Annotated in this window: 24 protein-coding genes; 13 read left to right on the top strand and 11 right to left on the bottom strand. The window is 56.2% G+C overall.

The genetic code is table 11. The features are described 5' to 3' along the window. The first annotated feature begins 91 nt into the window (after window positions 1–91). The 10 genes from AC6IZD_RS03445 to AC6IZD_RS03490 all read left to right on the top strand — a co-directional run bounded on the left by AC6IZD_RS03445 (window position 92) and on the right by AC6IZD_RS03490 (window position 9,512). Window positions 92–916 carry an SIR2 family protein gene (locus AC6IZD_RS03445; protein WP_497786286.1) on the top strand — a complete coding sequence of 275 codons (825 nt, stop codon included), beginning with the start codon at window positions 92–94 and terminating at the stop codon, window positions 914–916. 135 nt (window positions 917–1,051) lie between these two features. Beyond that, window positions 1,052–2,899: a methanol/ethanol family PQQ-dependent dehydrogenase gene (locus tag AC6IZD_RS03450; protein ID WP_497786287.1), complete on the top strand. Its 1,848-nt coding sequence runs from the start codon at window positions 1,052–1,054 to the stop codon at window positions 2,897–2,899. Next, window positions 2,880–3,680 carry a quinoprotein dehydrogenase-associated putative ABC transporter substrate-binding protein gene (locus AC6IZD_RS03455; RefSeq protein ID WP_497786288.1) on the top strand — a complete coding sequence of 267 codons (801 nt, stop codon included), beginning with the start codon at window positions 2,880–2,882 and terminating at the stop codon, window positions 3,678–3,680. Before AC6IZD_RS03450 ends, AC6IZD_RS03455 begins: the two co-directional genes overlap by 20 nt. Continuing rightward, window positions 3,680–4,237 (top strand): c-type cytochrome, encoded by a 558-nt coding sequence (locus AC6IZD_RS03460; RefSeq protein WP_497786289.1) that lies wholly within the window; start codon window positions 3,680–3,682, stop codon window positions 4,235–4,237. Before AC6IZD_RS03455 ends, AC6IZD_RS03460 begins: the two co-directional genes overlap by 1 nt. Window positions 4,238–4,242: 5 nt before the next feature. Continuing rightward, a complete protein-coding gene (gene coxB, locus AC6IZD_RS03465; protein ID WP_497786290.1) occupies window positions 4,243–5,277 on the top strand; it encodes a cytochrome c oxidase subunit II in 1,035 nt (344 codons plus the stop codon). Between the two features lie 19 nt (window positions 5,278–5,296). Then, a complete protein-coding gene (ctaD, locus tag AC6IZD_RS03470) occupies window positions 5,297–7,210 on the top strand; it encodes a cytochrome c oxidase subunit I (protein ID WP_497787552.1) in 1,914 nt (637 codons plus the stop codon). 11 nt (window positions 7,211–7,221) lie between these two features. Then, window positions 7,222–7,824 (top strand): cytochrome c oxidase subunit 3, encoded by a 603-nt coding sequence (locus AC6IZD_RS03475; protein ID WP_497786291.1) that lies wholly within the window; start codon window positions 7,222–7,224, stop codon window positions 7,822–7,824. Window positions 7,825–7,835: 11 nt separating this feature from the next. Beyond that, window positions 7,836–8,198 carry a hypothetical protein gene (locus tag AC6IZD_RS03480; RefSeq protein WP_497786292.1) on the top strand — a complete coding sequence of 121 codons (363 nt, stop codon included), beginning with the start codon at window positions 7,836–7,838 and terminating at the stop codon, window positions 8,196–8,198. Further along, on the top strand, window positions 8,198–9,133 hold the full coding sequence (locus tag AC6IZD_RS03485; RefSeq protein ID WP_497786293.1) for a cytochrome c oxidase assembly protein: 936 nt from the start codon (window positions 8,198–8,200) through the stop codon (window positions 9,131–9,133). The genes AC6IZD_RS03480 and AC6IZD_RS03485 overlap by 1 nt, the downstream gene beginning before the upstream one ends. After that, on the top strand, window positions 9,126–9,512 hold the full coding sequence (locus tag AC6IZD_RS03490; protein WP_497786294.1) for a c-type cytochrome: 387 nt from the start codon (window positions 9,126–9,128) through the stop codon (window positions 9,510–9,512). The genes AC6IZD_RS03485 and AC6IZD_RS03490 overlap by 8 nt, the downstream gene beginning before the upstream one ends. Here AC6IZD_RS03490 and AC6IZD_RS03495 read toward each other — a convergent pair. The 4 genes from AC6IZD_RS03495 to AC6IZD_RS03510 all read right to left on the bottom strand — a co-directional run bounded on the left by AC6IZD_RS03495 (window position 9,509) and on the right by AC6IZD_RS03510 (window position 13,564). Continuing rightward, window positions 9,509–10,165, bottom strand: a complete 657-nt coding sequence (locus AC6IZD_RS03495; protein ID WP_497786295.1) for an outer membrane beta-barrel protein — start codon at window positions 10,163–10,165, stop codon at window positions 9,509–9,511. The two genes, AC6IZD_RS03490 and AC6IZD_RS03495, sit on opposite strands and share 4 nt — an antisense overlap. A gap of 33 nt (window positions 10,166–10,198) precedes the next feature. After that, window positions 10,199–10,621 (bottom strand): hypothetical protein, encoded by a 423-nt coding sequence (locus AC6IZD_RS03500; protein WP_497786296.1) that lies wholly within the window; start codon window positions 10,619–10,621, stop codon window positions 10,199–10,201. Between the two features lie 105 nt (window positions 10,622–10,726). Further along, window positions 10,727–11,809, bottom strand: a complete 1,083-nt coding sequence (locus tag AC6IZD_RS03505) for a PHP domain-containing protein (protein WP_497786297.1) — start codon at window positions 11,807–11,809, stop codon at window positions 10,727–10,729. Window positions 11,810–11,911: 102 nt separating this feature from the next. Next, window positions 11,912–13,564, bottom strand: coding sequence for a glycoside hydrolase family 2 TIM barrel-domain containing protein (locus AC6IZD_RS03510; protein ID WP_497786298.1), 1,653 nt, complete (start codon window positions 13,562–13,564; stop codon window positions 11,912–11,914). Window positions 13,565–13,825: 261 nt separating this feature from the next. Between AC6IZD_RS03510 and AC6IZD_RS03515 the strand changes: the two genes are divergently transcribed. Next, on the top strand, window positions 13,826–16,351 hold the full coding sequence (locus AC6IZD_RS03515; RefSeq protein WP_497786299.1) for a beta-glucosidase H: 2,526 nt from the start codon (window positions 13,826–13,828) through the stop codon (window positions 16,349–16,351). Between the two features lie 61 nt (window positions 16,352–16,412). On the opposite strand, the gene AC6IZD_RS03520 is transcribed toward AC6IZD_RS03515, so the two are convergent. Continuing rightward, the gene (locus AC6IZD_RS03520) at window positions 16,413–18,635 is read right to left on the bottom strand and encodes a beta-glucosidase (protein ID WP_497786300.1); all 2,223 of its coding nucleotides are present in this window, start codon (window positions 18,633–18,635) and stop codon (window positions 16,413–16,415) included. Between the two features lie 153 nt (window positions 18,636–18,788). Here AC6IZD_RS03520 and AC6IZD_RS03525 point away from each other — a divergent pair, with 153 nt between their 5' ends. Together AC6IZD_RS03525 and AC6IZD_RS03530 are read left to right on the top strand one after the other, a co-directional pair. Then, window positions 18,789–19,823 carry a Gfo/Idh/MocA family protein gene (locus tag AC6IZD_RS03525; RefSeq protein ID WP_497786301.1) on the top strand — a complete coding sequence of 345 codons (1,035 nt, stop codon included), beginning with the start codon at window positions 18,789–18,791 and terminating at the stop codon, window positions 19,821–19,823. A gap of 206 nt (window positions 19,824–20,029) precedes the next feature. Next, window positions 20,030–20,785 (top strand): energy transducer TonB, encoded by a 756-nt coding sequence (locus tag AC6IZD_RS03530; protein ID WP_497786302.1) that lies wholly within the window; start codon window positions 20,030–20,032, stop codon window positions 20,783–20,785. A 168-nt stretch (window positions 20,786–20,953) separates the two neighbouring features. Here the strand turns inward: AC6IZD_RS03530 and AC6IZD_RS03535 are convergent, their stop codons facing one another. The 6 genes from AC6IZD_RS03535 to AC6IZD_RS03560 are packed head-to-tail and all read right to left on the bottom strand — an operon-like array spanning window position 20,954 to window position 24,532. Next, window positions 20,954–21,217 (bottom strand): DUF362 domain-containing protein, encoded by a 264-nt coding sequence (locus tag AC6IZD_RS03535; RefSeq protein ID WP_497786303.1) that lies wholly within the window; start codon window positions 21,215–21,217, stop codon window positions 20,954–20,956. A 55-nt stretch (window positions 21,218–21,272) separates the two neighbouring features. Beyond that, window positions 21,273–22,355 (bottom strand): hydrogenase large subunit, encoded by a 1,083-nt coding sequence (locus AC6IZD_RS03540; protein ID WP_497786304.1) that lies wholly within the window; start codon window positions 22,353–22,355, stop codon window positions 21,273–21,275. Then, complete coding sequence (locus tag AC6IZD_RS03545) at window positions 22,352–22,759, bottom strand: NADH-quinone oxidoreductase subunit C (protein WP_497786305.1); 408 nt, start codon at window positions 22,757–22,759, stop codon at window positions 22,352–22,354. The genes AC6IZD_RS03540 and AC6IZD_RS03545 overlap by 4 nt, the downstream gene beginning before the upstream one ends. After that, complete coding sequence (locus tag AC6IZD_RS03550) at window positions 22,756–23,142, bottom strand: 4Fe-4S binding protein (RefSeq protein WP_497786306.1); 387 nt, start codon at window positions 23,140–23,142, stop codon at window positions 22,756–22,758. Before AC6IZD_RS03550 ends, AC6IZD_RS03545 begins: the two co-directional genes overlap by 4 nt. Continuing rightward, complete coding sequence (locus AC6IZD_RS03555) at window positions 23,139–24,053, bottom strand: NADH-quinone oxidoreductase subunit H (protein ID WP_497786307.1); 915 nt, start codon at window positions 24,051–24,053, stop codon at window positions 23,139–23,141. The genes AC6IZD_RS03550 and AC6IZD_RS03555 overlap by 4 nt, the downstream gene beginning before the upstream one ends. Next, complete coding sequence (locus AC6IZD_RS03560) at window positions 24,050–24,532, bottom strand: NADH-quinone oxidoreductase subunit B family protein (RefSeq protein ID WP_497786308.1); 483 nt, start codon at window positions 24,530–24,532, stop codon at window positions 24,050–24,052. Before AC6IZD_RS03560 ends, AC6IZD_RS03555 begins: the two co-directional genes overlap by 4 nt. Window positions 24,533–24,537: the final 5 nt, after the last annotated feature.

Here is a 24,537-nt window from a genome sequence, read left to right on the forward strand (position 1 = left end):
AGCGGTTCATCAGTGAGCAGTGCAGCAGTGAACTCCGAGGAGCGGCGTGCAAGACGGCGATGCCGCTCCTCTACTTTTTGCAGGTAGCAAGGTGAGCACAACACACGAGCATCTGACGCCGCTGGCAGAAGCGGTCCGAAAACGCGAAGTCATCCTTTTTGCCGGGGGCGGAGTATCGCAGAACTTGGGGCTGCCGAGTTTCGACGAGCTAATTGATCACGTGGCCGAGGAGATGAAGCTGAGTAGGACGGATTTTGCGGTGAGCGACTACCCGGTTCTCAGCGAGGCTTACGTGCAATGCAAGGGGGGAATGGCAGAGTTGCGCGACTGGATGAATCGCACGTGGCATCCCGAGTCGCTGGATGTGTCGCAGTCGGCAGTTCACAACCTGATTGTGGATCTGAACTTCAGGAAGATCTACACCACCAACTACGATCACTGGCTAGAGGCTGCGTACGAGAAGAGGAACATTCGATTTCGCAAAATTGCAAATATCGCGGATTTGGCGCAGCCTCCGGACGACTGCACGAAAATCATTAAGTTTCATGGGGATTTCGATGATGATGAGACCCTGGTGCTAACGGAGACCAGCTACTTCGAAAGGATGAGTTTCGAGACGCCGCTCGACATCCTGCTGAGGGCTGATAGCCTGGCCAGCCCGCTGTTATTCATCGGCTACAGCTTGCATGACGTGAACATGCGATATTTGTTGTTTCGGTTACATGAGATTTGGAAGACTTCAGAGCATCTGGAGAAACGACCGCGTTCTTACATCTTCATGCCACAGCCTGATCCCGCGCAGGAGATCGTACTGCGCAGCCGCCATGTAGAGCCGCTGGTGATGCCTGACGAAGACCCCGGAAAAGCGACACAAAGATTCCTGGAAGCTTTGCTGGAACTCGCAAAGAGTGGTTAGGGGATAGAACCTCCGGCAGAGTCAAGCCGGTACGTCTCGACAACTCGCTTGAAAACACAAGCATCTTGAACTGTCTGAATGAAACCACGTCAGGATTCGGCGACGTGCGCGAGTAAGAACGTTCAAGAGGCACGAATGCGCAACCCGAGTTGGGGGTTTCAGATACTTAGCTTGCTGACCGCAGCGACTGCGCTGTTAGTGGGAGCGAGCTGTCGCAGTTCCAAGCCCGCTTCGGCGCAAACCGCTCCGCAAGGTAGCTACGTGGCCCAGCCCTACGGGGGCAAGATGGCCAGCGACGATGGGCAGTGGGTGCGTCCGGCAAAGGACTATGCGAGCACACGCTATAGCACCCTGGACCAGATCAACACACAAACAGTTAAGAGCCTAAAAGTCGCGTGGACGTTTAACACGGGAACGGACCGTGGCGAAGAGGCCGCACCTCTCGTGGTGAACAACACGATGTACATCGTGACGCCGTGGCCCAACGTGCTCTATGCACTCGACCTCACAAAGCAGGGCGCTCCGATGAAGTGGAAATACGATCCGGGCACGGCGTCGGCGGCGAAGGGTGAGGCTTGCTGCGATTGGGTGAATCGCGGGGCTTCGTATGATGACGGGAAAATCTTTCACAACACGCTGGATGGATACGCAGTAGCCGTTGACGCGAATTCGGGACAGCAGGTGTGGAAGACGAAGTTGGCCGACATCAACCAGGGCGAAACGATCACGATGGCTCCCCTGGTGGTGAAGGGTAAAGTGCTGGTCGGTAATAGCGGCGGCGAGTTTGGAATTCATGGATGGCTCGCGGCAGTGGACGAAAAGAGCGGGAAGATTGCATGGCGAGCGTATGGGACGGGGCCTGATTCGCAAGTGCTGATTGGATCCCGATTCAAGCCGTACTATTCGCAGTACAAGGGACAGGATCTTGGTGTGAAGAGCTGGCCTCCGGATGCTTGGAAAGTGGGCGGAGGCGGAGCATGGGGATGGATCTCTTACGATCCGGAACTGAACCTCATCTACTACGGGACAGCGAACCCCGGACCATGGAACGCGGAAGATCGTCCGGGAGACAATTACTGGACTTCGGGAATCTTCGCACGCGATGCAGATACAGGCGAGGCGATCTGGTTCTATCAAACATCACCTCATGACCTGCACGACTACGACTCGATCAACGAAAACATTCTGCTCGACCTGCCGGTGAACGGACAAACGCGGAAGGTGCTGGTGCGTCCAGAACGCAATGGATACGTGTATGTGATGGATCGCACGAATGGGCAAGTGTTGTCAGCAACTCCCTTCGGATATGTGAATAGCAGCAAGGGCGTGGATCTGAACACGGGACAACTGCAGTATGCCGAAGAGAAGCACCCGAGGGTTGGAAGTGTGGTGCGGAATATCTGTCCGGCATCGCCGGGTACGAAAGACTGGCAGCCGTCAGCGTTTTCGCCGAAGACAGGGTTGATTTATATACCGCACCAGAACCTCTGCATGGACGTGGAAGAAACAGAGGCGAACTACATCGCAGGTACGCCGTATGTGGGGATGAATGCTCGTTTCTATGCGGGCCCGGGCGGTCACATGGGTGAGTTCACAGCTTGGGACCCGGTAAATGCGAAAGCAGTATGGGTGCTGAAGGACAAGTTCCCGTTCTGGAGTGGAGCTCTGGCGACGGCAGGAAATGTGGTGTTCTTCGGCACCATGGATGGCTGGTTCAAGGCCGTTGACGCCATGACAGGGCAAGAGTTGTGGGCGTTCAAGACTGGCTCGGGAATCATCGGCCAGCCAGTAACGTACAAGGGACCGGATGGCAAGCAGTACGTCGCGGTGCTATCGGGCGTAGGAGGTTGGGCCGGAGCAGTTGTTTCGGGTGGCCTGGATACGCGCGACAGCAGCGGTGCACTCGGATTTTCGAATGCGTCGAAGGAATTGCCGCAATACACGAACAAAGGAGGCTTGCTCTATGTGTTCTCGCTTCCTTAGTACGGTGACGCTCATGTTCGTCTTGGTAATAGCGACCGATCTGAGCGCGACGACATTGCGCGTGTGTGCTGACCCGGAGAGTCTTCCTTCGTCCAACCGCAGGCAGCAAGGTTACGAGAACCGCATTGCTGAACTCATCGCTCGGGACATGAACGCCGACGTGGAGTATGTGTGGCAGAGGTTGGGGCGCGGTTTCGTTCGCGATGTGCTGAACAAGCAACAGTGCGATGTGCTGCTTGGTGTGCCGGAGAAGTTTCGAGGCGTGATGACGACCGAACCTTATTACCGCTCAACGTATGTCTTCGTCACGCGACGCGACCGACATCTGCATTTGCAAACTTTGGATGATGCCTCGCTGCGCAGAATGAAAATTGCTGTGCAGGTAGTGAGCGAAGAATATGCACCGCCGGGAAGAGCGCTGGGACAGCGTGGGATGGTGGGCAACATCGTTGCATACGAGACGCCCGGAGTTCCGGTGAGTTCGATCATTGACGCGGTGCTCAAACGCAAGGTCGATGTGGCGATTCTTTGGGGGCCGCAGGCAGGGTACTACGCGCGCGAGCATCACACGGAGCTGGCACTCAGACCGACTCCGGAAAGAGATGGCCCGTCGCTGCCATTCGCATTTTCAATTTGCATGGGTGTGAGGAAGAACGATGTGGCGCTCCGGGATCGGCTGAACATGGCGCTGGAGAAACACAGGGCGAAGATCGACGCCATCTTGCGCAGCTATGGAGTGCCGCTTGTTGTCGATGGTGCTCGTGAGAAAGGAGCAGAGTGATGCGATCGAGTATGGCTCTCGTGACACTGTGCTTCCTGACGCTGGCAATGTCGAGTTGTGAGCGAGAGCGGCGCGATCTACATCAGAAGCCGAGTTCGGCAGCGGCCGCGGACGAAGGTGTCGAGTTGAGTCCACTGCACCCCGGTGGCCAGCCAGGATTGAAGCCGGGGGAGACGGAATCGGCTGCGAACGCCGGGCCTGGGCCTTATCAGTACAACGCTTACGCGGTGTCCGAGGGACAGAAGCTCTTCGAGGCTTACAACTGCGCAGGATGTCATGCGCACGGGGGCGGCGGAATTGGACCTCCGCTGATGGATGCGAAGTGGATCTACGGCGGGCAGCCACAGAACATTCACGACGCGATTGTCGAGGGTAGACCGAATGGAATGCCTTCGTTCCGACGAAAGATTCCTGAGTATCAAGTCTGGGAAATTGTTGCGTACGTGCGTTCGATGAGCGGGCAATTGTCGCCGACCGTCGCGCCTTCGCGTTCGGATGAAATGAATTTCAAGAAGCCCGAGAACGTTACGCCGGGACAGAAGCCACAACAACGTTGAGAAGAATGAAATGGCCCACCCAATTCGCACTCGCCACGATGATGCCGCTGCTATGCATGTTGGCGAGTTGCGGTGGGCAGCAGAATCAACAGACGATGTTGAAACCTGCTGGGCCGATGTCAGGGCGCATCGAAAGCCTGTGGTGGTTCATCTTCGGCATCACTGTCGTGGTGTTCGTGGTGGTCATCGCTTTTCTTGCGTCGGCGGCAGTGAAGCGGCGGACGAGCATGCAAGTCGCTCCCGACCTGAATCTTGATCCGATGCTGGAGCAGCGGCGAGTTCGCATGGTAATTGCCGCCACAACCATCACGGTGGTCATTTTGTTTTCGGTACTGGGCTATTCGGTCGTGACCGGGAAGTATATGAACTCGCTCACATCGAAGAATCCTGTGAGCATTCAAGTGATCGGACACCAGTGGTGGTGGGAGGTGCAGTATCCGAACACGGACGCGAGTCAATGGGTAGTGACTGCCAACGAAATTCATATTCCGACGGGCGTTCCGGTCGTGCTGGAGACAAGTTCGCGTGATGTGATTCATAGCTTCTGGGCGCCAAACATTCAGGGCAAGCGCGATCTGATTCCGGGGTACGACAACGCGATCTGGTTTCAAGCAGACAAGGAGGGAACTTATCGAGGACAGTGTGCGGAGTTCTGCGGACATCAACATGCGCACATGGCCTTCTACATCGTGGCGGAAAGCCCTGCGAAGTTTCAGGCATGGCTCGAGCAGCAGAAGAAGCCCGCGCCTGATCCTAATAGCGATATGTTGAAACGTGGGCAGTTCGTGTTTCTGAACAGTACCTGTGTCATGTGCCACACGATTCGCGGGACGTCGGCAGGTTCGAGAGTCGGACCCGACCTGACTCATGTAGGCAGCAGGATCAGCATAGGAGCGGCGACACTGCCGAACACTCCGGGATCGCTCGGAGGTTGGATTGCCGATCCTCAGGCGATTAAACCCGGCGTGCGCGTGCCGCCCAATCCGCTGCCGTCAGAAGATTTGCAGGCGGTGGTGATGTACTTGAGCAGTTTGAAGTAGGAGCGAGACATTGGCCGTGATGACTACGACCGGAGCAGACCTGGCACGCCAGACGAGGTTGCTGCGCACATGGGGCGATCCGCCGGGAATCATTGGGTGGTTCTGCACGGTCGATCACAAGAGGATCGGTAAGCGATTTATTGTGACGGCATTTGTGTTCTTTGCTCTGGCCGGAATTCTCGCACTGCTGATGCGCACGCAACTGGCACTGCCCGATAATCACTTCCTCGGACCTGACAAGTACAACCAGTTTTTCACGATGCATGGCAGCACGATGATGTTTCTGTTTGCCGTGCCAATGATGTTTGAGGCGCTTAGCGTTTATCTTGTGCCACTGATGGTTGGGGCACGGGCAATCGCGTTTCCGCGATTGAATGCGTTCAGCTACTACATCTATGTCGCTGGCGGAATCATGCTGTGGGTAGCGTTCTTCTGGAACACGGGGCCGGATGTGGGATGGTTCGCCTACGTGCCGCTATCAGGACCAGAATACACGCCCGGCAAGCGCGCGGACTTCTGGGCGCAGATGATCACGTTCACCGAACTTTCGGCTCTAGCGGTGGCGGTGGAAGTCGTGGTCACGGTTTTCAAGATGCGCGCGCCGGGGATGTCGCTGAACAGATTGCCTCTGTTCTGCTGGTCGCAGGTGGTAACGGCCTTCATGGTTATCTTCGCCATGCCGTCGATCATGATCTCAAGCACGATGCTTATCATGGATCGATTGGTGGGTACGCATTTCTTTAACCCTGCAGAGGGAGGAGATGCTCTGCTGTATCAGCATCTGTTCTGGTTCTTTGGGCACCCGGAGGTTTACATCATCTTCCTGCCCGGTACGGGGATTGTATCCACGATCATCGTGGCGTTTTCCAGGCGCAAAGCATTTGGTTATCTGGCACTGGTGCTGGCCACGGTGTCCACCGGATTCATCGGATTTGGCGTTTGGGTTCACCACATGTTTGCGACAGGTTTGCCGCAAATGAGCGAGAGCTTTTTCACGGCGGCAAGCCTGATGATTGTGGTTCCAACCGGAGTTCAGTTTTTCTGCTGGATCGCAACGTTGTGGAGCGGACATCTGCGGTTCGAGCTTCCTATGTTATGGGTTGCGGGGTACTTTTTCGTATTTCTGATTGGCGGACTAACAGGACTGATGCTGGCTGCTGTCCCGGTAGATTGGCAGGTGCATGACACGTACTTCGTCGTGGCGCACTTCCATTATGTGCTCATAGGCGGAGCGGTGTTTCCGCTGTTTGGGGCGATCTATTACTGGTTCCCGAAGATCACTGGTCGCATGTTGGGCGACGCTCTCGGCAAGTGGCACTTCTGGCTATTCTTCCTGGGATTCAATCTGACGTTCTTCCCGATGCACATCCTCGGACTGTACGGGATGCCACGGCGCGTTTACACCTATCCGGTCGAGATGCACTGGGGACGGCTGAACGGAATTCAATCGATCGGGGCCATGCTGATGGGAGCGGCGGTTGTTGCATTCGCGGCAAATGCATTCGCGAGCTACCGAATGGGGAAGTTGGCAGGAAACGATCCGTGGCAAGCGGGAACGCTGGAGTGGGCGACAACATCGCCGCCACCAAAGTACAACTTTGTGGATCTTCCGAGTGTCAGCGGGCGCGAACCACTTTGGGAGGACCCTCCGGATCAACCGGTAGTTACGGGCGTTCGCGAAGACATTCGCGAAGTGTTGGTCACGAGACCACTCGATGCCAGCCCGGAGCACCTGACCGAGTTTCCCTCGCCGAGCATATGGCCATTTCTGGCCTCACTGGCGGTCACGGGGTTGTTCATTGGAAGCATCTTTACGCCATGGGCAATCACGTATGGAGCGATTCCATTGGCGATCACGCTCACTGGATGGTTCTGGCCAAAACGTAAAGAAAGTGAACGGCGACGCAAGATGGAAGTCTGGGAGAACCGGTAGTGCAGAATGCGGTGAAAACTCGTCGATCACTGAATGTGGCAGGTCTCCCGACTGTGGTGTTTGGAGGGCGCAGCCTGATTTGGTGGGGCACGATTGGCATGATGGCAATCGAGGGCACAATGTTTGCCCTCGTAGTCGTGAGCTACTTCTTTCTGCGCACTCGTACCAGCGACTGGCCTCCGGGACTGCAGCCACCATCGCTGATGTATGGAGTGCTGAATACCGCATTGTTCTTGATCAGCATTGTTCCTAACCAATGGACGAAGAAGGTTGCTCAGAGTGGGGACTTGGGCAAAGTGCGCACAGGACTTTTAATCATGACGGCAATCGGCATCGTCAACATGATCCTGCGCGTGTTCGAGTTTCGGGCCCTCAACTGTCAGTGGGATGCGAATGCATACGCCTCGGTGACGTGGACCATTCTCGGACTGCACACGGTTCATCTGGTTACAGATTGGTTCGACACGCTGGTGCTGACGGTTCTGTTTTTCACTGGGCCTATTGACGGCAAGCGGTACATGGACGCTTCCGAGAATAGCGATTACTGGTACTTCGTTGTTTTCGCATGGCTTCCGATTTGGGCCGTGATTTATCTCGCGCCAAGATTTCTGTAAGGGAGGGATGAGTGTCTCAAGGATTGGACAGTTCTCGCGCGTCAACAGCACCTCAAGTGTTACGAGGACTCGTGGGCCCTGTCGCATTTGGGTTTGATCTGACGGTGCGCTATGCACTCGTTCACCATGCTTGTTCTACAGGGCACTACTACGTACTTCATGTGATCAGCGCGGCGTGTCTGCTGATTACAATGGCTGCGGCTCTCATGGCATGGGGTGACTATCGCCGCCTGCGATCCGCGAATGACGAGGGAGATTCACTCGTAGATCGATCGTATTTCACCGCGCAGTTTGGACTTCTTTCGAACCTGTGGTTTGCCGTGGTGATCATCGCAAATGCTGTCCCAACTTTCATCTTGAGTCCGTGCGACTAATGTCTAGGAATGCAATCACAAAGCTCGGTCCCGTGATCCTGCTGCTTGCACTTGCGGCGCAGGCCTATGCGCATACGGCAGAAGAAGCACGCGAGGCGGGCGCGAGTTGGTGGACATTCGAGCCGGGAGTGGTGATTCCGCTGCTCCTTACGGCTGGGTCGTTTGTGGCCGGCGCGGCGCGGAGACGAAACCGGCCAGGGTGGTCAAAGCTGGAGGTGATGTATTTCGTTGCGGGTTGGTTGACGCTGGTGGTGGCGCTTGTGTCGCCAGTGCATAAGTTGGGCCGCGAATTGTTCTCGGTGCACATGAGCCAGCATGAATTGCTGATGATTGTTGCGGCTCCGCTGCTGGTACTGTCGCACCCTTTGCTCTGGATGATGTGGGCGATGCCGCAAGATTGGCGCTCAGCAGCAGGTAGGATGATGAAGCAGCCGAGAGTGGCTGCGATTTGGGAAGCAATGACGGCTCCGCTCTTTGCTTGGCTGCTGCATGGCGCAACGTTGTGGGCCTGGCACATCCCTTCGTTGTACGAAGCGAGCATTGTTCATGAATGGGTACACTCGCTGCAGCACCTGACGTTTTTGTGTACGGCACTGCTGTTCTGGTGGACGCTCTTCCATGGCCGACAAGGGCGTTTCAGTTATGGACTCGCGGTTGTGTACTGCTTCACTACGGCACTGCATACGAGTGTTCTCGGTGCTCTGATGACCTTTGCGCGGCAAGTCTGGTACCCGATTTACGAGGGCCGGACGGCAGCCTTCAACCTGAGTCCGATTGAGGATCAGCAACTCGGCGGACTCATCATGTGGGTGCCTGCAGGAGTGATCTACATTGTCCTAGGCCTCTGGCTGATGAGCGCGTGGATTCGGCACTCGGAGCAGCGGGTGTTGTATACAGAAGCTGAGCAGCTCACGAACGGAGATCGATATGTTTAGGCTGGCTGGCGCAATGCTGCTGGTCTCGACAGCGCTATGCGTGCTAGCGTGCGATCCGGCGCGGCCGGATTACATGGCTGAGGTGAGGCGGATGACGGGAGGGAATCCAAATTTGGGCAAAGAGAAGATCCGAAATTATGGGTGCTACTCGTGCCACACGATTCCAGGCATTGCAGGGGCGAACGCGTTGGTGGGGCCTCCGCTGACGCATTGGTCGCGGCGGGTGTACATTGCCGGTCAATTGCAAAACACTCCGGACAACCTGGAAAAATGGATCCAGCACCCGCCGCAGATTCATCCCAAGACCGCTATGCCGGAGATGGGCGTCTCCGAGCAAGACAGTCGTGATATTTCGGCCTACCTTTATTCACTGCGCTAAAAATGCACACCGACCGTCACTGGCACGAGCGTGAAGTCGGGTCCAAAGCTGGTGAACATGCGGTGATAACGAGCTTCCACAAAGAACTTCGGCCCACGGCGTCGGCCGCCAATGTCGAAGCCTCCCCCGGCATTCCATCCACCCTTGTAAGTGGTGTTGGAAGCCACTGTCTCATTTACGCCAACGGTGGCGGGGTAACAGAATCCGAAGAATGGATCGCACACATATCCAGTGGTTAGCGCCGGGGCAGTAAGCGTCAGGTTGCGGCTATAGAGGCCGAACCCAGCAGTTATGTACGGCTGTACTGCTTCGCGGTGCGACGCCATTTTCACAACGGGGTTAAACGTTAGCGACCAAGTGGACATGTGGCCATCGGGTTCGCCGAAAGACGCCAACGTCGCATCGTTAAGCCGAGATCGCTGGTAGGTGAAGTCAAGATCGAGGGCGACATTTGGCTGGACGTTGTAACCGCCCCGGAGGTTGAGATTCCAGCCTGTGTTAAGAATGTCGCCCGCTCTTTCGGTTGGAACGGTAACTCCGGCACCACCTCCGAAGTTGAAGCGGTTGAAGTCATGACGACGATAGATCTGGGCTGAGCATAAGCAGGTGGAAATGCAAAGTAGAACTACAACTGCTCTGAACTTGCCGAACACGGTCAGTCTCCTTCACTGGTATTGAACCCAGGACTAGCTGGCTTGTTGCCATTGCTGTTGATTTTCAGCAGGAGCATCCCAGTCCGTCGTCGAAATTACGGCTACTTCGTTCAGGGCTTGTAACTGGAAGGGAGTGGCGGCAGCATCAGCGCCGAACCCCATGAGCATAGGAAGACCCGACGCCATTGAAGCTTGCGCAACGTCGATCTTGCCGTGTGTCTCGAATGGGATGATGCGCCGGAGCGCTCCCGGATAGTCCGTAAACATTGAGGCACCCATTACAGCGAAGGCGTTTATCAATGCAGTGGCTGCCGCGCGCCGGTGGTTTCCCCAGAAATAACCAGCCAGGCAGAAGAAGTATCCCGTGGTGAGGTAATCAAGAGCCGCATGCGTGCGGCGATCGAATACTCGCGGAGTAGTGCGCGAGTGCAGCAGAAATCTGAGTAACTGGCCCATTTTGTCTCCTTGCCGAAGAAAGATGCATGCGCGCAAAGGCCAGATGCTAAATGAATTGGTGTTCGAGAGCGCCAGATGTGTGGGTGAGACGAGCAGTAAACAAAACTATGCGGCTCGTTTCGCGGTGCTCCGCACGCTTCGTGCCCACGTTACAAGACTGTTTCGCGACATAAAGTTGAGAATGCGGTCCTTACTTATGCCGGCAACAATCGCCGACGCCAATGCAAAGTCCATGAAGCGAAGTTGCGAGGGGCCGTGGGAGTCGGTGCCGAGAGAGATTCGGCATCCGGCCTTTTTTGCGAGGAGAAGCAGGTCGGGGCTGAGGTCCTGACGGTCAGGATAGGCGTCGATCTCAACAGCTTTATCGAGTTCGGCTGCAAGTGCGAAGACGCGGGACCAGTCGGCGGTGAGACCGAGACGGTAGTTGTAAACCCGGCCACGCGGGTGTCCAAGAATCTGAATGCTGGGATTTCGTAAAGCTGCCAAGTAGCGCTCGGTCTGGTCTGCCTTGGTGCGAAGAGAAGAATGAAAGCAGCCAAGCACGATGTCGAGCTCATCGAGAGCATCTTCGCTCATGTCGCCTTCGCCGGTGGGGCTGATGTTCAACTCGATTGAGCGCAGGAGCTGAATGCTGCTCTTGGATTGACGCAGGGAGTCGTTCAACTCTTCGATAACCTGTCGTTGCTGTCGAAGCTGAGATTCATCGATTCCTCCGGCAATCTTCAGCCCCTTGGAATGATCGGTGATGGAGATGTACTCGTAGCTCCGTTGTGCGCCAGCTAAGGCCATGTCTTCTATCGTCCCTTCGCCGTCGCTCCAGTTCGTGTGCATCTGGAGATCGCCCTTGAGATTTGCCGACCAATCCGGGTTCTCCTGAACGATTGCTCGGGCTTCAGTCATCGTTCTGAAGCCGCTGCGAATGTCTGGTGGCGCGGTAAGCGCGGGAGGATTTTCGATCCAGCGCAGAATTCTCTTTTCAATGGAAGGCCCGATGGATTTGAGTTCGGTGAGTGAACCACCTTGTTGCGCTATGTCACTGGCCTCCTCCGGCCAGAGAATCGCGGATCGGGACGCAGTACGCAAAGCACGCTGCAAAGGAGGCTGTGAGTTTTCTGACTCTAGCGCCAGCAGTTCGGCAATCTGCGAATTGCGGAGATAGTCAGGTCTGGAGCTTCGCTGTGCTCGCACGTGAGATTTGATGCAAGAGAAGAACGGGGAGGGAAAGATGAGGGGAAGCTCCCACTGGTCTGATGTCGCGAGTACATGATCAGACCAGTGGGTTTGAGGAATCTATTTCGCTCTAATCGGGTCGGCCCAATTTCCACGGAACAGGTACTTCTGATCGTAGATGGTCTTGGTAAACTTGCCGTAACGAATGTCGGCTCCAGCATACAATCCGAGCAGAACAGCCTCGGAAGGAAGCTTGTAGCTGTCTTTCACGGCCTGCTCTTTCTGGGCAGAATCGATTTTCGCACGGTGAGTTTCGCCGCCTTCCCAGCCTTTGTGAGGCGCGAACACGTAGCGCACTTCGTTGCCGAGAGTGAAGACGGAGCCGTTCTTCACGACGAGTTCCACGGGAACGTCTGTCACACCGGTAAGGTCAGAAACGCTGGTGCGCACTTCAACGGTCGGCCACTGGATCGGCTCTTTTCCGGTGAGGACGATGATGGTTTCGGCCTTGAGTAGATTCCCGCGCGCATCGTAGCTCTCGAATGTGAGTTCGCGATCCTTCAGGTCCTGTCCTGCGAAGGAGAGCTTTCCAGCATAGTAGCCGTTCGCGTCCGGCGCCGCTTCGAGCAGAACGCCGTCCTGATAAATGACGCGGAACTTCTTTACATCAGGCTGGAAGAAAGCTTCGACTGGAACTTCGTTTAGATAGAACTGCTGATTCTTCGGGGAGGAGACCAGCGCTTCGTTGTACTGGCGAACCGCATACCAGACTGGACGAGGGTATCCGACCTTGTCATTGACGTCCTTGAAGCCCCAGAAACCGAACCACTCTTCAGAGGTGTCGTTGTGTACGGAAGCGTCGCCGCCCTTCCACCATCCGTCGGCGTAGTAGAACGGGCAGAGCCCGGTCGCACCTGCATCAAGCAGATCGCGATAATCGTGAGTGAGCGCGCGCGCCTGCTCCTCGAGGGTGTTTCCACCATACTGGCCTGCTCCGGCACCCTGACGCGAAACGGAGCGTCCGAACTCAGTTACGAGAGAAGGCTTCTTGGAGCCATTAATCTCAGAGACGTAACGATTGGTGTTGGAGAAACCGTGGGTGAAGTTCGCGCCCTCGGTGTTGTAGTCGTACATGTTGTGACCGTACGTGTCAAAGATGTTCAGATCGAGCCATCCGGTGATTGCCGAATTGCCGGAGATGGTAACGGGAACGCCCGGGTGTTCCTGATGAATAAGGTCACGAACCTTGGACCACAGGTTGGCCGTCGCCTGTCCTCCCGCCTTTTGCAGAACGGCGGGCATGGGCTCATTCATGATGAGGTAGGTGATGATGCAGTCGTACTTCTTGGTGTAGGAAAGCGTTTGCTTTACCTGCGCGAGATCGCGCTCGACGACCTTGGGATCGCTGAAATCCTCGTCAGGCTTCAACCAGAGTCCGAAGACGATCTTCAGTCCGGATTCCTGCACGAGTTGCAGCTCGGGCTCTGACATTTCGGCCCAAGTACGAATGCCATTGAATCCCGCAGCCTTTATGTTCTTGAGGTCCTGGCGAATTTGGGGAAGGTTGGAGACTCGCTGCTTGTAAGGATCTTCGCCGGGACGGGCGCCGGGTTCGTATCCGATTGCATTGACGAAGAACTTATGGCCGTTGATGTAGTACCAGCCGTCTTTAATCTCTACTTTTGTTTTCTGAGCCGGTGCCGCGACTGCAAGGGCCGAGCACAAACCGATCATTACCAATACAACCGAAACACGACGAAACAGGCAATTCATCGAACCATCCTTGCGCACGTCTGGTGGCGTACGCCGCTATGAATGAGTTGTAAACAGTGCAACTCTACAATACAGAGTGGCGCGACTGCTTTCATCAGAAAAGTGCGTACTAAAGCGATTGAATTTCGCTACGGAACGGCTTATTACTGGAGAGCGAGCTGAAACTTCTAAACCTTAAATGCCATGACGGACACGTGCCGGTCATGGCAATGCACTTGCCGAACTCTTAGCGTTTATTCATCGGAGGAAACTATGGTTCACATGACGCGAACGCAGCCGATGTGTGCCTTGATTATGGTCATCGCGCTGTTCGCCTCATCCGCTTTTTCGCAATCGGTCAACAGTACTGACGCGGCAAGCCGCGCCGAGTCCATCCTGAAGCAGATGACTTTGCAGGAAAAGATCGATTACATTGGCGGAACAGACGGGTTCTTCATCCGCGAAATTCCGCGATTGGGTGTACCGCGACTGAAGATGGCGGATGGTCCAATTGGTGTTCGTAACTTCGGCCCAGCGACGACGATGGCTGGTGGAATTGCATTGGCCGCGACGTGGAATCCTGCACTGGCGACCCGAGTTGGAACGGAACTCGGCAGAGATTCGCGAGCGAAGGGTGTGCACTTTCTGTTGGGCCCGGCAGTGAACATCTATGTGGCGCCGATGAATGGGAGGAACTTCGAGTACTTCGGCGAAGATCCGTTCCTGGCATCGCGAATGGCCGTGGGCTATATCAAGGGCGTGCAGTCGCAGGGCGTAAGCGCCACGATCAAGCATTTCATGGCCAACAGCTCGGAGTTTGACCGTCACAATGTCGATGCGAAGATCGACGAGCGCACGATGCGCGAGATCTACCTGCCTGCATTCGAAGCCGGCGTGAAAGAGGCGAAGGTGGGAGCCATCATGGATTCCTACAACCTCGTGAACGGCGAGCACATGACGCAGAACGGGTACCTGAACACGACTGTGGTGCGCAAGCAGTGGGGATTCAGCGGCATCATGATGTCCGACTGGACAGCAACATATGACGCGGTGGCTGCTGCGAACGGTGGACTCGACCTCGAAATGCCGTTTGGGCTGATGATGAACCGCAAGAATCTTGAACCTGCCATTCAGCAGGGAGCGGTCAGCGTAGCGACCATCGATGAGAAGGTGCGGCGGATTCTGCGTACGGCAATTGAGTTTGGCTGGCTGGATCGCGATCAAACTGATTTGTCGGTTCCACGTCTCAATGAGCAGGGAGGGGCGGTGGCGCTGCAAGCGGCCCGGGAATCGATCGTGCTGCTCAAGAATGAGGGCTCGCTACTGCCGCTGAAACGTGAACAGATCAAGAAGGTCGCGGTGATTGGTCCGGATGCTTATCCGGCAGTGCCAGTGGGTGGTGGAAGTGCTCGCGTCGAACCATTTGGCTCGGTGAGCATTCTGCAGGGCGTCGCGAAGGTTGCGGGCGACGATGTGACCACGTACTTCCAGCGTGGAATTCCAACCCGTACCGAACTGGCCGAAAGAACCAACTTCAGGACGGATGAAACCGGGAACACTCCCGGGCTGAAGCTTGAGGTGTTCGATAACCCGGAGTTGTCCGGCAAGGCGGTATCGACTCGGACGGAATCCCACTTCGGTCGAGATTTCGGGTTCGATGCCGCGAGCGTTGCTGGCAATAAGGGATTCTCTCTTCGCTGGAGTGGAGTTTACATTCCTGGGCGCGAAGGCAATCACTACGTCTTCGTACAAGGGCCAGGAGAGGGCGGTGGATATCGCCTGTTCGTCGACGATAAGGCCGTGATCGACAATTGGCGCGGCTCGTATGCACTCGTTGGGCAGGCCACAGTTGCGCTGTCCGCGGGGCCGCACAAGATCGTGCTTGAGCAGTACCGTACGCGGAAGTTCGATCGCGCGCGGTTGAGAATGGGCATTGTTCGTGAAGGGACGCTGGTCGATCCGGCGGCGAAGGAAGTGGCGGCAAAGTCAGACGCTGTGGTTGTTGCCGTAGGCTTTGATCCGGAGTCTGAGAGCGAAGGCGCCGATCGCACGTTTGCTCTGCCGTTTGGGCAGGAGGAGCTGATTCGCGAGATCGCCACGGTGAATAAGAACGTTGTGGTCGTGGTGACCTCGGGCGGTGGAATGGACGTCATCAAGTTCATCGATCGGGTGCCTGCGTTGGTTCAGGCGTGGTATCCGGGGCAAGAGGGAGGGACCGCGCTGGCGGAAATTCTCTTTGGCGATGTGAATCCTTCGGGACGATTGCCGATCAGCATCGAACGCAAGTGGGAAGACAACCCGGCACACGACAGCTACTATCCGGAGTCTGGCAGTCTCAAGGTGAATTATGCGAACGGAGTCTTCGTTGGCTATCGCGGGTATGAGCACAACAAGGTTGCTCCCGCATTCCCGTTCGGGTTCGGACTATCGTACACAACCTTCAAGTACGATCACCTTGAAGTAAAGCCGGCGAGCAAAGCTGGATCGCTGTTCGAAGTGTCCTTTGATGTGACAAACACGGGAAACGTGGCGGGTGCGGAAGTCGCGCAACTGTATGTCGGCGACAAGCAGTCGAAGGTGGCGCGTCCGGAGAAGGAGCTGAAGGGATTCGCCAAAGTATCACTTCGTCCCGGTGAGACCCAGAGGATAACGCTTCCGCTGGATGCGCGTTCCTTCGCCTACTATGATGTGCAGGCGAAGAAGTGGCACGCCGAAGCGGGCGATTTCGATCTGCTGATTGGTCATTCGAGCGCAGAGATCGAACTCAAAGGGAGCGTGAAACTGCAGAAGTCGATCGAGACAGAGTAAGTCCACTTAGAGCAAGAAAAGAGGGGCGGCCAAGTGCCGCCCCTTGTTCGTACGAGTGGGATTACATCTTTACGGAGCTACGCAAGGGCAGATCGGCCGAGGAGCCTCCGACCAACACACGGTAATCGCCCGGAACCAACCGCCAAGCTCCGGAGTTGGTGTCCCAGATGGAGAGCAGGAACTTATCTACCTGAACCGAAACTTCGCGGGATTCGCCAGGCTGTAACAGAACCTTTGTCCAGGCTACGAGCCGCTTCGGCGGTTCACCGGTAGTGTCAGGAAGGGAGGCGTACACTTCGGCGACTTCTTCGCCAGCGAGTTTGCCGGTGTTGCTGAGCCGGAAGCGAACAGTCCATCCATTGGCATTTGATTCAAGCTTCAGGCCGCTGTATTGGAATGTGGTGTACGACAAGCCAAAGCCGAAGGGGAACCGTACCTTCACATTGCTAGAGTCATACCACTTGTAGCCGACTTTCAAGGCTTCGTCGTACGTAACCTGGAAAGGCGGAAGACCCTTTTCGTTTTGTGTTCTGGCGTTGGGGCCATAGAAGGCTTCGGTCGACTCCGCAGGCGGTTGCACGACTTTATCGTGGGGAAGATCGGCATCGCTTATCGGGAAAGTGATCGGAAGCTTGCCGCTGGGGTTCACGTTGCCGAGCAGCACGTTCGCAACGGCATCAGCGCCCTTGCTGCCGCCGAACCAAGCTTCCACAACACCGGAAACCTGATCGATCCACGGCGTGGTGACGGCAGATCCGGTCTCAAGGACGACAATGGTATTCGGATTGGCGGCAGCGACCTTGGAAATCAGCTCGTTCTGGCGTCCCGGAAGATCGAGCGAGAGCTGGTCCATAGCTTCGCTCGCCCACTGATAGGCGAAGACGATGGCAACGTCGGCCCCACGCGCAGATGCGGCGGCCTTCTCGGGATCAGTACCTGGGTCGAACGATACGTCGGCGTGAGGCAGTTTCTCGCGAAGCGCCTTCACTGGCGAGGTGGGGAACCAAATTTGCTTCATCCATCCAGGGCCGCCCTGTCCCGGAGGCATGATCGCATTACCCATAGGCGGATCAACCTGTGCCGAGCCAGCACCCGAGATCATGCCTACATCTGCATGTCCACCAATGACTGCGACGTGGCGTAAACGGTCCGCTCGCAAGGGAAGTTGACCATGAGCATTCTTCAGAAGAACGATGCTTTGCTCTTCGATGTTTTGGGCAGTGCGGAGACCGGCCTCCACGTCAGGGACGCTGTGCTCGACTGGGTCGTCGACAATGCCGGCGATGAACTCAGCGCGAAGGACGCGGAGCACGTGATCATCCAACTCGCTTTGAGGGACCGTGCCAGCAAGAACCGCCTGCTTGAGTGTGTCTCCAAAGTAGATGTACTGGGGCTGTTCCTGATCAAGACCAGCGGCGGAGGCTTTCTCTGCGCTGTGTGTGGCAGACCAGTCGGAGACGACGAAGCCCTGGAATCCCCAGTCGCGCTTCAAGACGTCGGTGATCAAGTGGTGGTTTTCGCACGCGAAGTCGCCGTTTACGCGATTGTAGGAACACATGACTGCGGCGGCCTTGGAGCGCTCGAGCGCGATCTGGAAGGCGAGGAGATCGGTTTCGCGCATTGAGCGCTCGTCGATATTTATGTTCACTGCGCCTCGGCCGCTTTCCTGATCGTTCACAGCGAAGTGCTTGATGTCGCCGATGACGTGCTGCGCCTGCAACGACTTTACCTGCTCGCCCACAATGGTTCCGGCAAGAACGGGGTCTTCACCACCGTATTCGAAGTTGCGCCCATTGCGCAGTTCCCGCGCAATGTTCACTCCGCCACCGAGTGCCATGTTGTAGCCTTGGGCGCGAAGTTCGCGACCAATGAGTTCACCGTATTGGGCCGCAGCCTTGGTGCTCCAGGAGGCGGCTAGCGCGATATTGCTGGGCAGCGCGGTAGAAAAGCGTCCGCTGCCAGCGCCCCGGGTCACACCGTACGCGGCATCAGCCATCTGAATCCCAGGAATTCCGAGGCGCGGGATTCCGACAACATATCCTGCTCCGCCATTGGAATCCTTGCTTTCGGGGAGCATCGGACCGAAGGCTTCGTGGCCAGTTCCATGGAGGAGTGCGATCTTCTCATCGAGCGTCATTTGCTGAAGTACCAAGTGCGCTCGAGCGTCTGGGGAAAGAGATTTGTCCATCCATGGGTGTTGAGGTGCAGGGTGTGACGGCTGAGAGAAGGACAATGAAGACAAGATAACGGCTAGAACGACAGAAAAGACAAAACGTCTGGACATATAGAGTAATTCCGTTCTTCAGACCTAATTCGTTTTGTGATCGAGGATCACGCGTATTGTACAACTCCGGAATTGTGAATCGCGGTCAAGTGCACCGGGTGGAGTAAAAGACCGAGCCTACGAAAAGTGTTTGTCACAGACGCGTGCTGGTCTATGATTTTTGGCAATATGATCCGCTATGGAATTGCAGGATTTGGACTACATGCAGCAAAGCGCCTGATGCCCGGCTTTGCTGGCGCGCAGAACTCGAAGGTAGTGGCGTTATCACGTCGCAATTTTGCGCAGGCACAACAGGACGCTGCAGAATTTGGCATTGAACACGCGTATGCAAGCACACGCGAACTTTGCGAAAGTCCGGATGTCGATGCGGTCTTTGTCGCCAGCCCGAACTCAATTCATCTTGAAGACGTGTTGACGGCCATTGAACACGGTAAGCATGTGCTCTGTGAAAAGCCGATCGCGATGAATGCGGGCGAAGCCAAGATGATGCTGGAAGCAGCGCGGAAGAAGGGTGTAGTTTTCGGAGTGGCGCAGTGCTTCCGTTTCTGCGAGAGTGTGATCCGGATTCGGGAGATGGTGCAAAGCCAGGAGATTGGACGGATCATCAGCATCCGGGTTGATTTCAGCTTCCAGGGTCTCGGATCTGCCCGGCGTTGGCTGTATGACTCAGTGCTTGCCGGAGGCGGTCCAACCGCTGATGTGGGAGTGCACTGCATCGATGCAATGCGTTACATCCTGATGGATGAGCCAATCAGTTGCTCGTCGATCTCGACGAATGACGAGCAGTCCGGGACAGTTGAGGCATCGGCGATGCTTTCTCTGCGGTTCGCACAGGGGGCGCTGGGAAGTAGCTTCGTGTCATTTAGAGCGCCCTACCGAACCATCATCGATGTGCTCGGAACCGAGGGCGGCATTGTCGCTGAGGCCGGGTTGAATGTGGACCGTCCGGTGACGATTGAGGTTTCGAAGGCAGACAGCAAGCGAACCTTCGAGGTCTCAAACAAGGATGCCTATATACGGCAGGTGGATGCGTTCTCAGCGGCAATCGAGCAGGGAATTCAATTTGCTGCAACGGGTGAGGATGGTATGCAGAATCAGAGGATTCTTGATGCTCTGTACTGCAGCGCAAGCAGCCGGAAAGAGGTGCCTATCGAACCCCGGAACGCAGTGGGTGTCCGCACTTCCTGACCCAGCAATATACAGTCGTGCAGATTGAAGCCCCGAGAACATCCGGGGCTTTTTCGTTATTCATTCTGCTCGCACTGGGAACAAATGAGGTTGGCGGGGTGTCAGATAGCGTATCAGGTTGTTGACTGAGCGCTGTGAGTCTGCAGTCCGCTGCAGAGGGCGCTGACGTGTGTTCTTTGGAATCTTTGAAAAGGAGGAAGAGCGCAATGTTTGAGGACAGCTTGTTGGATTCCGGCGGTAAACGTCTAAAGCTGCGGCGTTCCAGTGCATGGGCATCTCTGGCATCGTTCACGATAGAGGGCGCCATTGTGGGTGTGCTGTTGCTGGTTCCTCTGATCTACACGGAAGCGCTTCCGAAACTGTCGCTGAACAGCTTCCTCGTTGCTCCGGCGCCGCCGTCCGGGCCAACGGTGATTCCTCTACTTGCTTCATCGCCAATGCGAGGCAGCGCCGGGCCAGCGATTGGAAGGATTCTGGTCGCGCCGGGGTATGTTCCGAAGAACAACCACGCTGGAATGGATGACTCGCCTACGCTGCCGATCATCGGAGCGGATTTTGGTGCGAGCGCGGACTCGATGCTCGGAAATCCCATTGGGATTCCGGGCGGACTTCCCGACACGATTGCGCGAATGGCTCCGATGAGTTTGCCGACTGTTGCACACAAGAAGGACAGGCTTCATGTCTCGTCTGGCGTGACGGAGGGTTTGCTGGTGCACAAGGTCCGGCCGAACTATCCTGCGCTGGCGGTTCAGGCGCATGTGAGCGGCGAAGTGCTGCTGCAGGCCGTAATTGGTAAGGATGGAGTTGTTCAGAATTTGCGGGTGGTTCAGGGGCATCCGCTGCTCGTTAAGAGCGCGATCGATGCTGTTAAGCAATGGAAGTATCGACCGTACTTACTCAACGGAGATCCGGTGGAAGTAGAAACCGTGATCACCGTGAAGTTCTCATTAGCGTCGAGCTAGTTTCAGGATTGGTGTAGCGGTAGGCGTTGTGCTCTCCCACCTTAGCCGCGCACCAAGCCCGCATCGAAGGTGGGGCACCCGAGTCGGAGCTAGATGAACCCGCTGTCGGACAGGGCACGCAAAAAGTGAGCCATCACCGACGATGGCTCACAAGGGGAGTGGGGGAGACTACTTCTTCTTGAAGTAAGCTGCGTTGATCGCAGCGAAGTGTTGCAATTCTGGCGGAAGCTCTTCGATGGAAAAGATGGCCTTGTATTCGCAGACCGCGATGCAATCGCCGCAGCTCAGGCACTTCTTGGGATTTATGTAGAGCTGTGGCACAGTGTCGGCCCCTGGCTCATCTTTCTTGGGGTGAATGGCCTTGCGCTGGCAAACGGTGACGCATTTGAAGTCTTTCTGGCATTTGTCGGTAATGACGCTATAACTGGGCATTATTTCTGACTCCTGGTTCCATAGATTGAGCGTGTCGGTGCATTGCAATGCTTCTCTACCGATCAGTGCACGAATAGCAGGGATCGATAGAAGCTTGAATCAAAGGTGTATCAGCCAGGCGTGCGCCCTTCACCATGTAGCGTACGGAAGGCATGTTGATGTAAGTCGGCGTGCGTACGTGAACGCGACTGGGCATGTCATTGTCTTCTTCCCAACTCACGCTGTAGAACACTTCGCCACGCGGTGCTTCCACTCGGCTGAATCCGCGGCCGGTTGGAAACTCGAACTCTTCGTTTCCGGTGTTGATCTCTCCGGGAGGAAGCTTCTGAAGCGCCTGTCGGAGAATGCGGCAACTTTCAATTACTTCGAGTGCGCGAACCAGCAGACGTGCGCGGACGTCGCCCGCGTTTTCCACGGGAACCTCAAACTGCATCTCGGCATAGGCAGCATAGGGAGCAGCACGACGAATATCCTGCGCGACACCGGAGGCGCGAGCCGTTGGGCCTACAACACCGCAGGCCAGAGCCTGTTCGTGTGTGAGCACACCAATTCCGGCACAACGCGAGAGTGCAGTGCGGCTGGTGGTGAAGATCGGGATGATGCTCTTCATCATGTCGCGCTCGAGTGCCTGGACCATCTTGAGAATCATGTCGGGGTCGGTGATGTCACGATTGACGCCGCCGACACGGTTCATGGCGTAATTCACGCGATTGCCGGAGATAGTCTGCAGCACGTCCATGATTTGTTCGCGAACGGCGAAGCAGGTCATGAACATGGTTTTGAAGCCCATCAGTTTCCCGGCCACTCCTGCCCACAGCACGTGCGAGTGCAGGCGTTCGAGTTCGGACATGATGACGCGTATGTACTGCGCGCGAGGCGGCGGCGTGAGATCGAGGATCTGTTCCATCGCCTGGCAGATCGAAAGCGTGTGGATGTTGGAACAAATTCCGCAGACACGCTCCATGAGCGCAACAATCTGGATGAAGTTGCGCATCTCGGCCAATTGCTCGATGCCGCGGAAGTTGAAGCCGATGTTCAGCTTCGCATCGCGAACGATTTCGCCTTCGCAGGCGAGATCGAGCTTATATGGCTCCTCGAGTGCCGGGTGGTAAGGCCCCATGGGAATTCGGTAGCTCATTCGTCCTCCTCGCGCAGGTTCACTCCGAGTTTGTCGCCGGCTCGCATCAGCAACGGTTCGTATTCGCGTCCGGTAAACTCCATGCCATAGTGCTCGTGGATTTCGCGTTCGATCCAGTCGGCGGCTTCGCACAGATCGAAGATGCTGTCGATCTGGTTGTCGGTGACAGGAATCTCGAAGGTGAGTAACTGGCCATCGAGGTCCCAGTGGTAGTCGAGCATGAAGCCTTCATCGTCGGACAACTGTATGGCGGTCACAGTGATGAAGCGCGCCTGGTGCTTGCGCATGACTTCAGCCAATTTGCGCACGTTGATTGCGGGAGAGGCAATCCACTTGGAACTGCCTTGCTGCTCCCACGACTCCTCAACACCAAGCTCGGTGGGGATGCTTTCGAGAGCGGTCATTGTGCTCCTCCCGTTGCGTCAGCAACCGGTCTGGGTTTTTCCTTGCGCGGTGACGTCTGCGTGAACTTCAATTCGTCACGATTGACGTAGATCGGCGGACACTCCGGGCTTTGCGTGAGGGCATGACCTTCACAGCCATCGACACAACGTCCACAATAGGTGCACTGTCCGGGATCGTAGCTCCATGTGTATGCAACACGCGTGTTGCGGAAAGTGATCGCCCGCGACGTACAGCGATAGGCACACATGCCGCAGCCGGTACAGAGTTCAGAGTTATACACCACAAGGCCGCGATATCCAGAGGTCATCGGAGGGCGCTCGGGGAATGGCACCGTCACAGGGGAATGAGAAAGATTGCTGAGTAATAAAGTCACAATGTTCATAGCGTCATCCTCATCAGCAGCGCCGCAGAAACTCCAAGCACAATGAAGATCACCGCGCAGTTGGCGTAGAAGCGCACCGAGGAATCAATTGCTAGGCGCGCTGTTCCGGCAGCGACCATGGACAGCAGGAAAACTATTGCGAGGGAGACGACCACGAAGGCGATGGCGGCGAGCCATGCATTCCCGATTGCAGGAAGCATCAGCACGGCTGCAAGGCCGGTGGCGCCTACCCATTCCAAACCGTGTGCAAGTTCAAACATCGCCAGTTCGGCACCCACGTATTCGGTGGTTGGACCGGCATAAATCTCCTGCTCGGCATTGGTCAGGGAGAATGGATTCATGTGAAGCTTTGCCGGCAGGCAGACAAGCATCGCGATCACACCAAGCCATCGTAGAGGTGTTGCCGTTGACTGCGCGAGGGCCTGCAGGCTGAACGTGTGCTGCGAGGCAGCGATGCCGACGATGGACATCAGGAATACGACGTTATAGGCAACGCTCATCGAGGCCTCACGAGCGGAGCCCAACTCTCCCCAAAGAGAACGAGTTGAGAATCCTGCCGCAATGAGGAACATGGAAGGTAACTCAAGAAGCGATAGCAGAAGGATGAGATCGCCATTGAATCCTGTCGCGCCGGGCAGCACGGGGAGAAGCCCCACGGCTCCGGCGGCAGCGGCGACCGAGAGGATCGGCCACAACTTCATGATGAAGCCAGTGAAGCCGACGCGCGGCGGAACATCCTTGCCCATGAGCTTCAGGAAATCGAACCAGGGCTGCATGAACGGTGGTCCAATTCGCTGTTGCATGCGGGCCATTGCCTTGCGCTCCAGCCACAGATAGAACCACGCGGCGGGAATGGCGAAGATGAGTCCGGGAAAGACAATAAACCGGAAGAAGATCATGCTGAGGTTCACTGTGCTTGCACCTCCTGTGCCGTTTTCTCCTCCTCGGATACGTTCATTTCTTCTGTCGCTTTCTGCTCATTGCGGCGTTCAGCTACGATCTGCGCTGCCTTTGCGACGCCTTGCAGAATCGCGTCAGGTCGAGGTGGACAACCAGGAACATAGACGTCAACTGGAATGTGTTTGTCGAGAGGTCCCTCAAGCACTCGCGAATCGATGAAAACGTTAGTAGAGGCTGGGCAGGAGCCGATAGCGACTACAGCTTTCGGGGTGCAGACCTGTCCGTAAACGGTTTTCAAAGCCTGCAATGAAGTGTGCGTAACGGGGCCGGAGATGCAGACGATGTCGGCATGTCGCGGACTGCCTTCAAGTTTCACCCCGAGCTGCTCGGCATCGTATCGAGGCGTGAGTGCGGCGATGATCTCGATATCGCAGCCATTACAACTGCCGGAATTCATGTGAAACAGCCATGGGCTCTTTCGTCGTCCCATGCACA

The sequence above is a fragment of the Koromonas humicola genome, from assembly GCF_059726255.1.

Excerpts from the sequence above, each read along its gene's own strand:
- AC6IZD_RS03455 (WP_497786288.1), top strand. The coding sequence starts at position 2,880 with ATGTGTTCTCGCTTCCTTAGTACGGTGACGCTCATGTTCGTCTTGGTA.
- AC6IZD_RS03490 (WP_497786294.1), top strand. The coding sequence starts at position 9,126 with ATGTTTAGGCTGGCTGGCGCAATGCTGCTGGTCTCGACAGCGCTATGC.
- AC6IZD_RS03550 (WP_497786306.1), bottom strand. The coding sequence starts at position 23,142 with ATGAACATTGTGACTTTATTACTCAGCAATCTTTCTCATTCCCCTGTG.
- ctaD (WP_497787552.1), top strand. The coding sequence starts at position 5,297 with ATGACTACGACCGGAGCAGACCTGGCACGCCAGACGAGGTTGCTGCGC.
- AC6IZD_RS03560 (WP_497786308.1), bottom strand. The coding sequence starts at position 24,532 with ATGGGACGACGAAAGAGCCCATGGCTGTTTCACATGAATTCCGGCAGT.
- AC6IZD_RS03460 (WP_497786289.1), top strand. The coding sequence starts at position 3,680 with ATGCGATCGAGTATGGCTCTCGTGACACTGTGCTTCCTGACGCTGGCA.
- AC6IZD_RS03485 (WP_497786293.1), top strand. The coding sequence starts at position 8,198 with ATGTCTAGGAATGCAATCACAAAGCTCGGTCCCGTGATCCTGCTGCTT.
- AC6IZD_RS03510 (WP_497786298.1), bottom strand. The coding sequence starts at position 13,564 with ATGAATTGCCTGTTTCGTCGTGTTTCGGTTGTATTGGTAATGATCGGT.
- AC6IZD_RS03525 (WP_497786301.1), top strand. The coding sequence starts at position 18,789 with ATGATTTTTGGCAATATGATCCGCTATGGAATTGCAGGATTTGGACTA.
- AC6IZD_RS03535 (WP_497786303.1), bottom strand. The coding sequence starts at position 21,217 with ATGCCCAGTTATAGCGTCATTACCGACAAATGCCAGAAAGACTTCAAA.
- coxB (WP_497786290.1), top strand. The coding sequence starts at position 4,243 with ATGAAATGGCCCACCCAATTCGCACTCGCCACGATGATGCCGCTGCTA.
- AC6IZD_RS03450 (WP_497786287.1), top strand. The coding sequence starts at position 1,052 with ATGCGCAACCCGAGTTGGGGGTTTCAGATACTTAGCTTGCTGACCGCA.
- AC6IZD_RS03530 (WP_497786302.1), top strand. The coding sequence starts at position 20,030 with ATGTTTGAGGACAGCTTGTTGGATTCCGGCGGTAAACGTCTAAAGCTG.
- AC6IZD_RS03515 (WP_497786299.1), top strand. The coding sequence starts at position 13,826 with ATGACGCGAACGCAGCCGATGTGTGCCTTGATTATGGTCATCGCGCTG.
- AC6IZD_RS03545 (WP_497786305.1), bottom strand. The coding sequence starts at position 22,759 with ATGACCGCTCTCGAAAGCATCCCCACCGAGCTTGGTGTTGAGGAGTCG.
- AC6IZD_RS03500 (WP_497786296.1), bottom strand. The coding sequence starts at position 10,621 with ATGGGCCAGTTACTCAGATTTCTGCTGCACTCGCGCACTACTCCGCGA.
- AC6IZD_RS03520 (WP_497786300.1), bottom strand. The coding sequence starts at position 18,635 with ATGTCCAGACGTTTTGTCTTTTCTGTCGTTCTAGCCGTTATCTTGTCT.
- AC6IZD_RS03540 (WP_497786304.1), bottom strand. The coding sequence starts at position 22,355 with ATGAGCTACCGAATTCCCATGGGGCCTTACCACCCGGCACTCGAGGAG.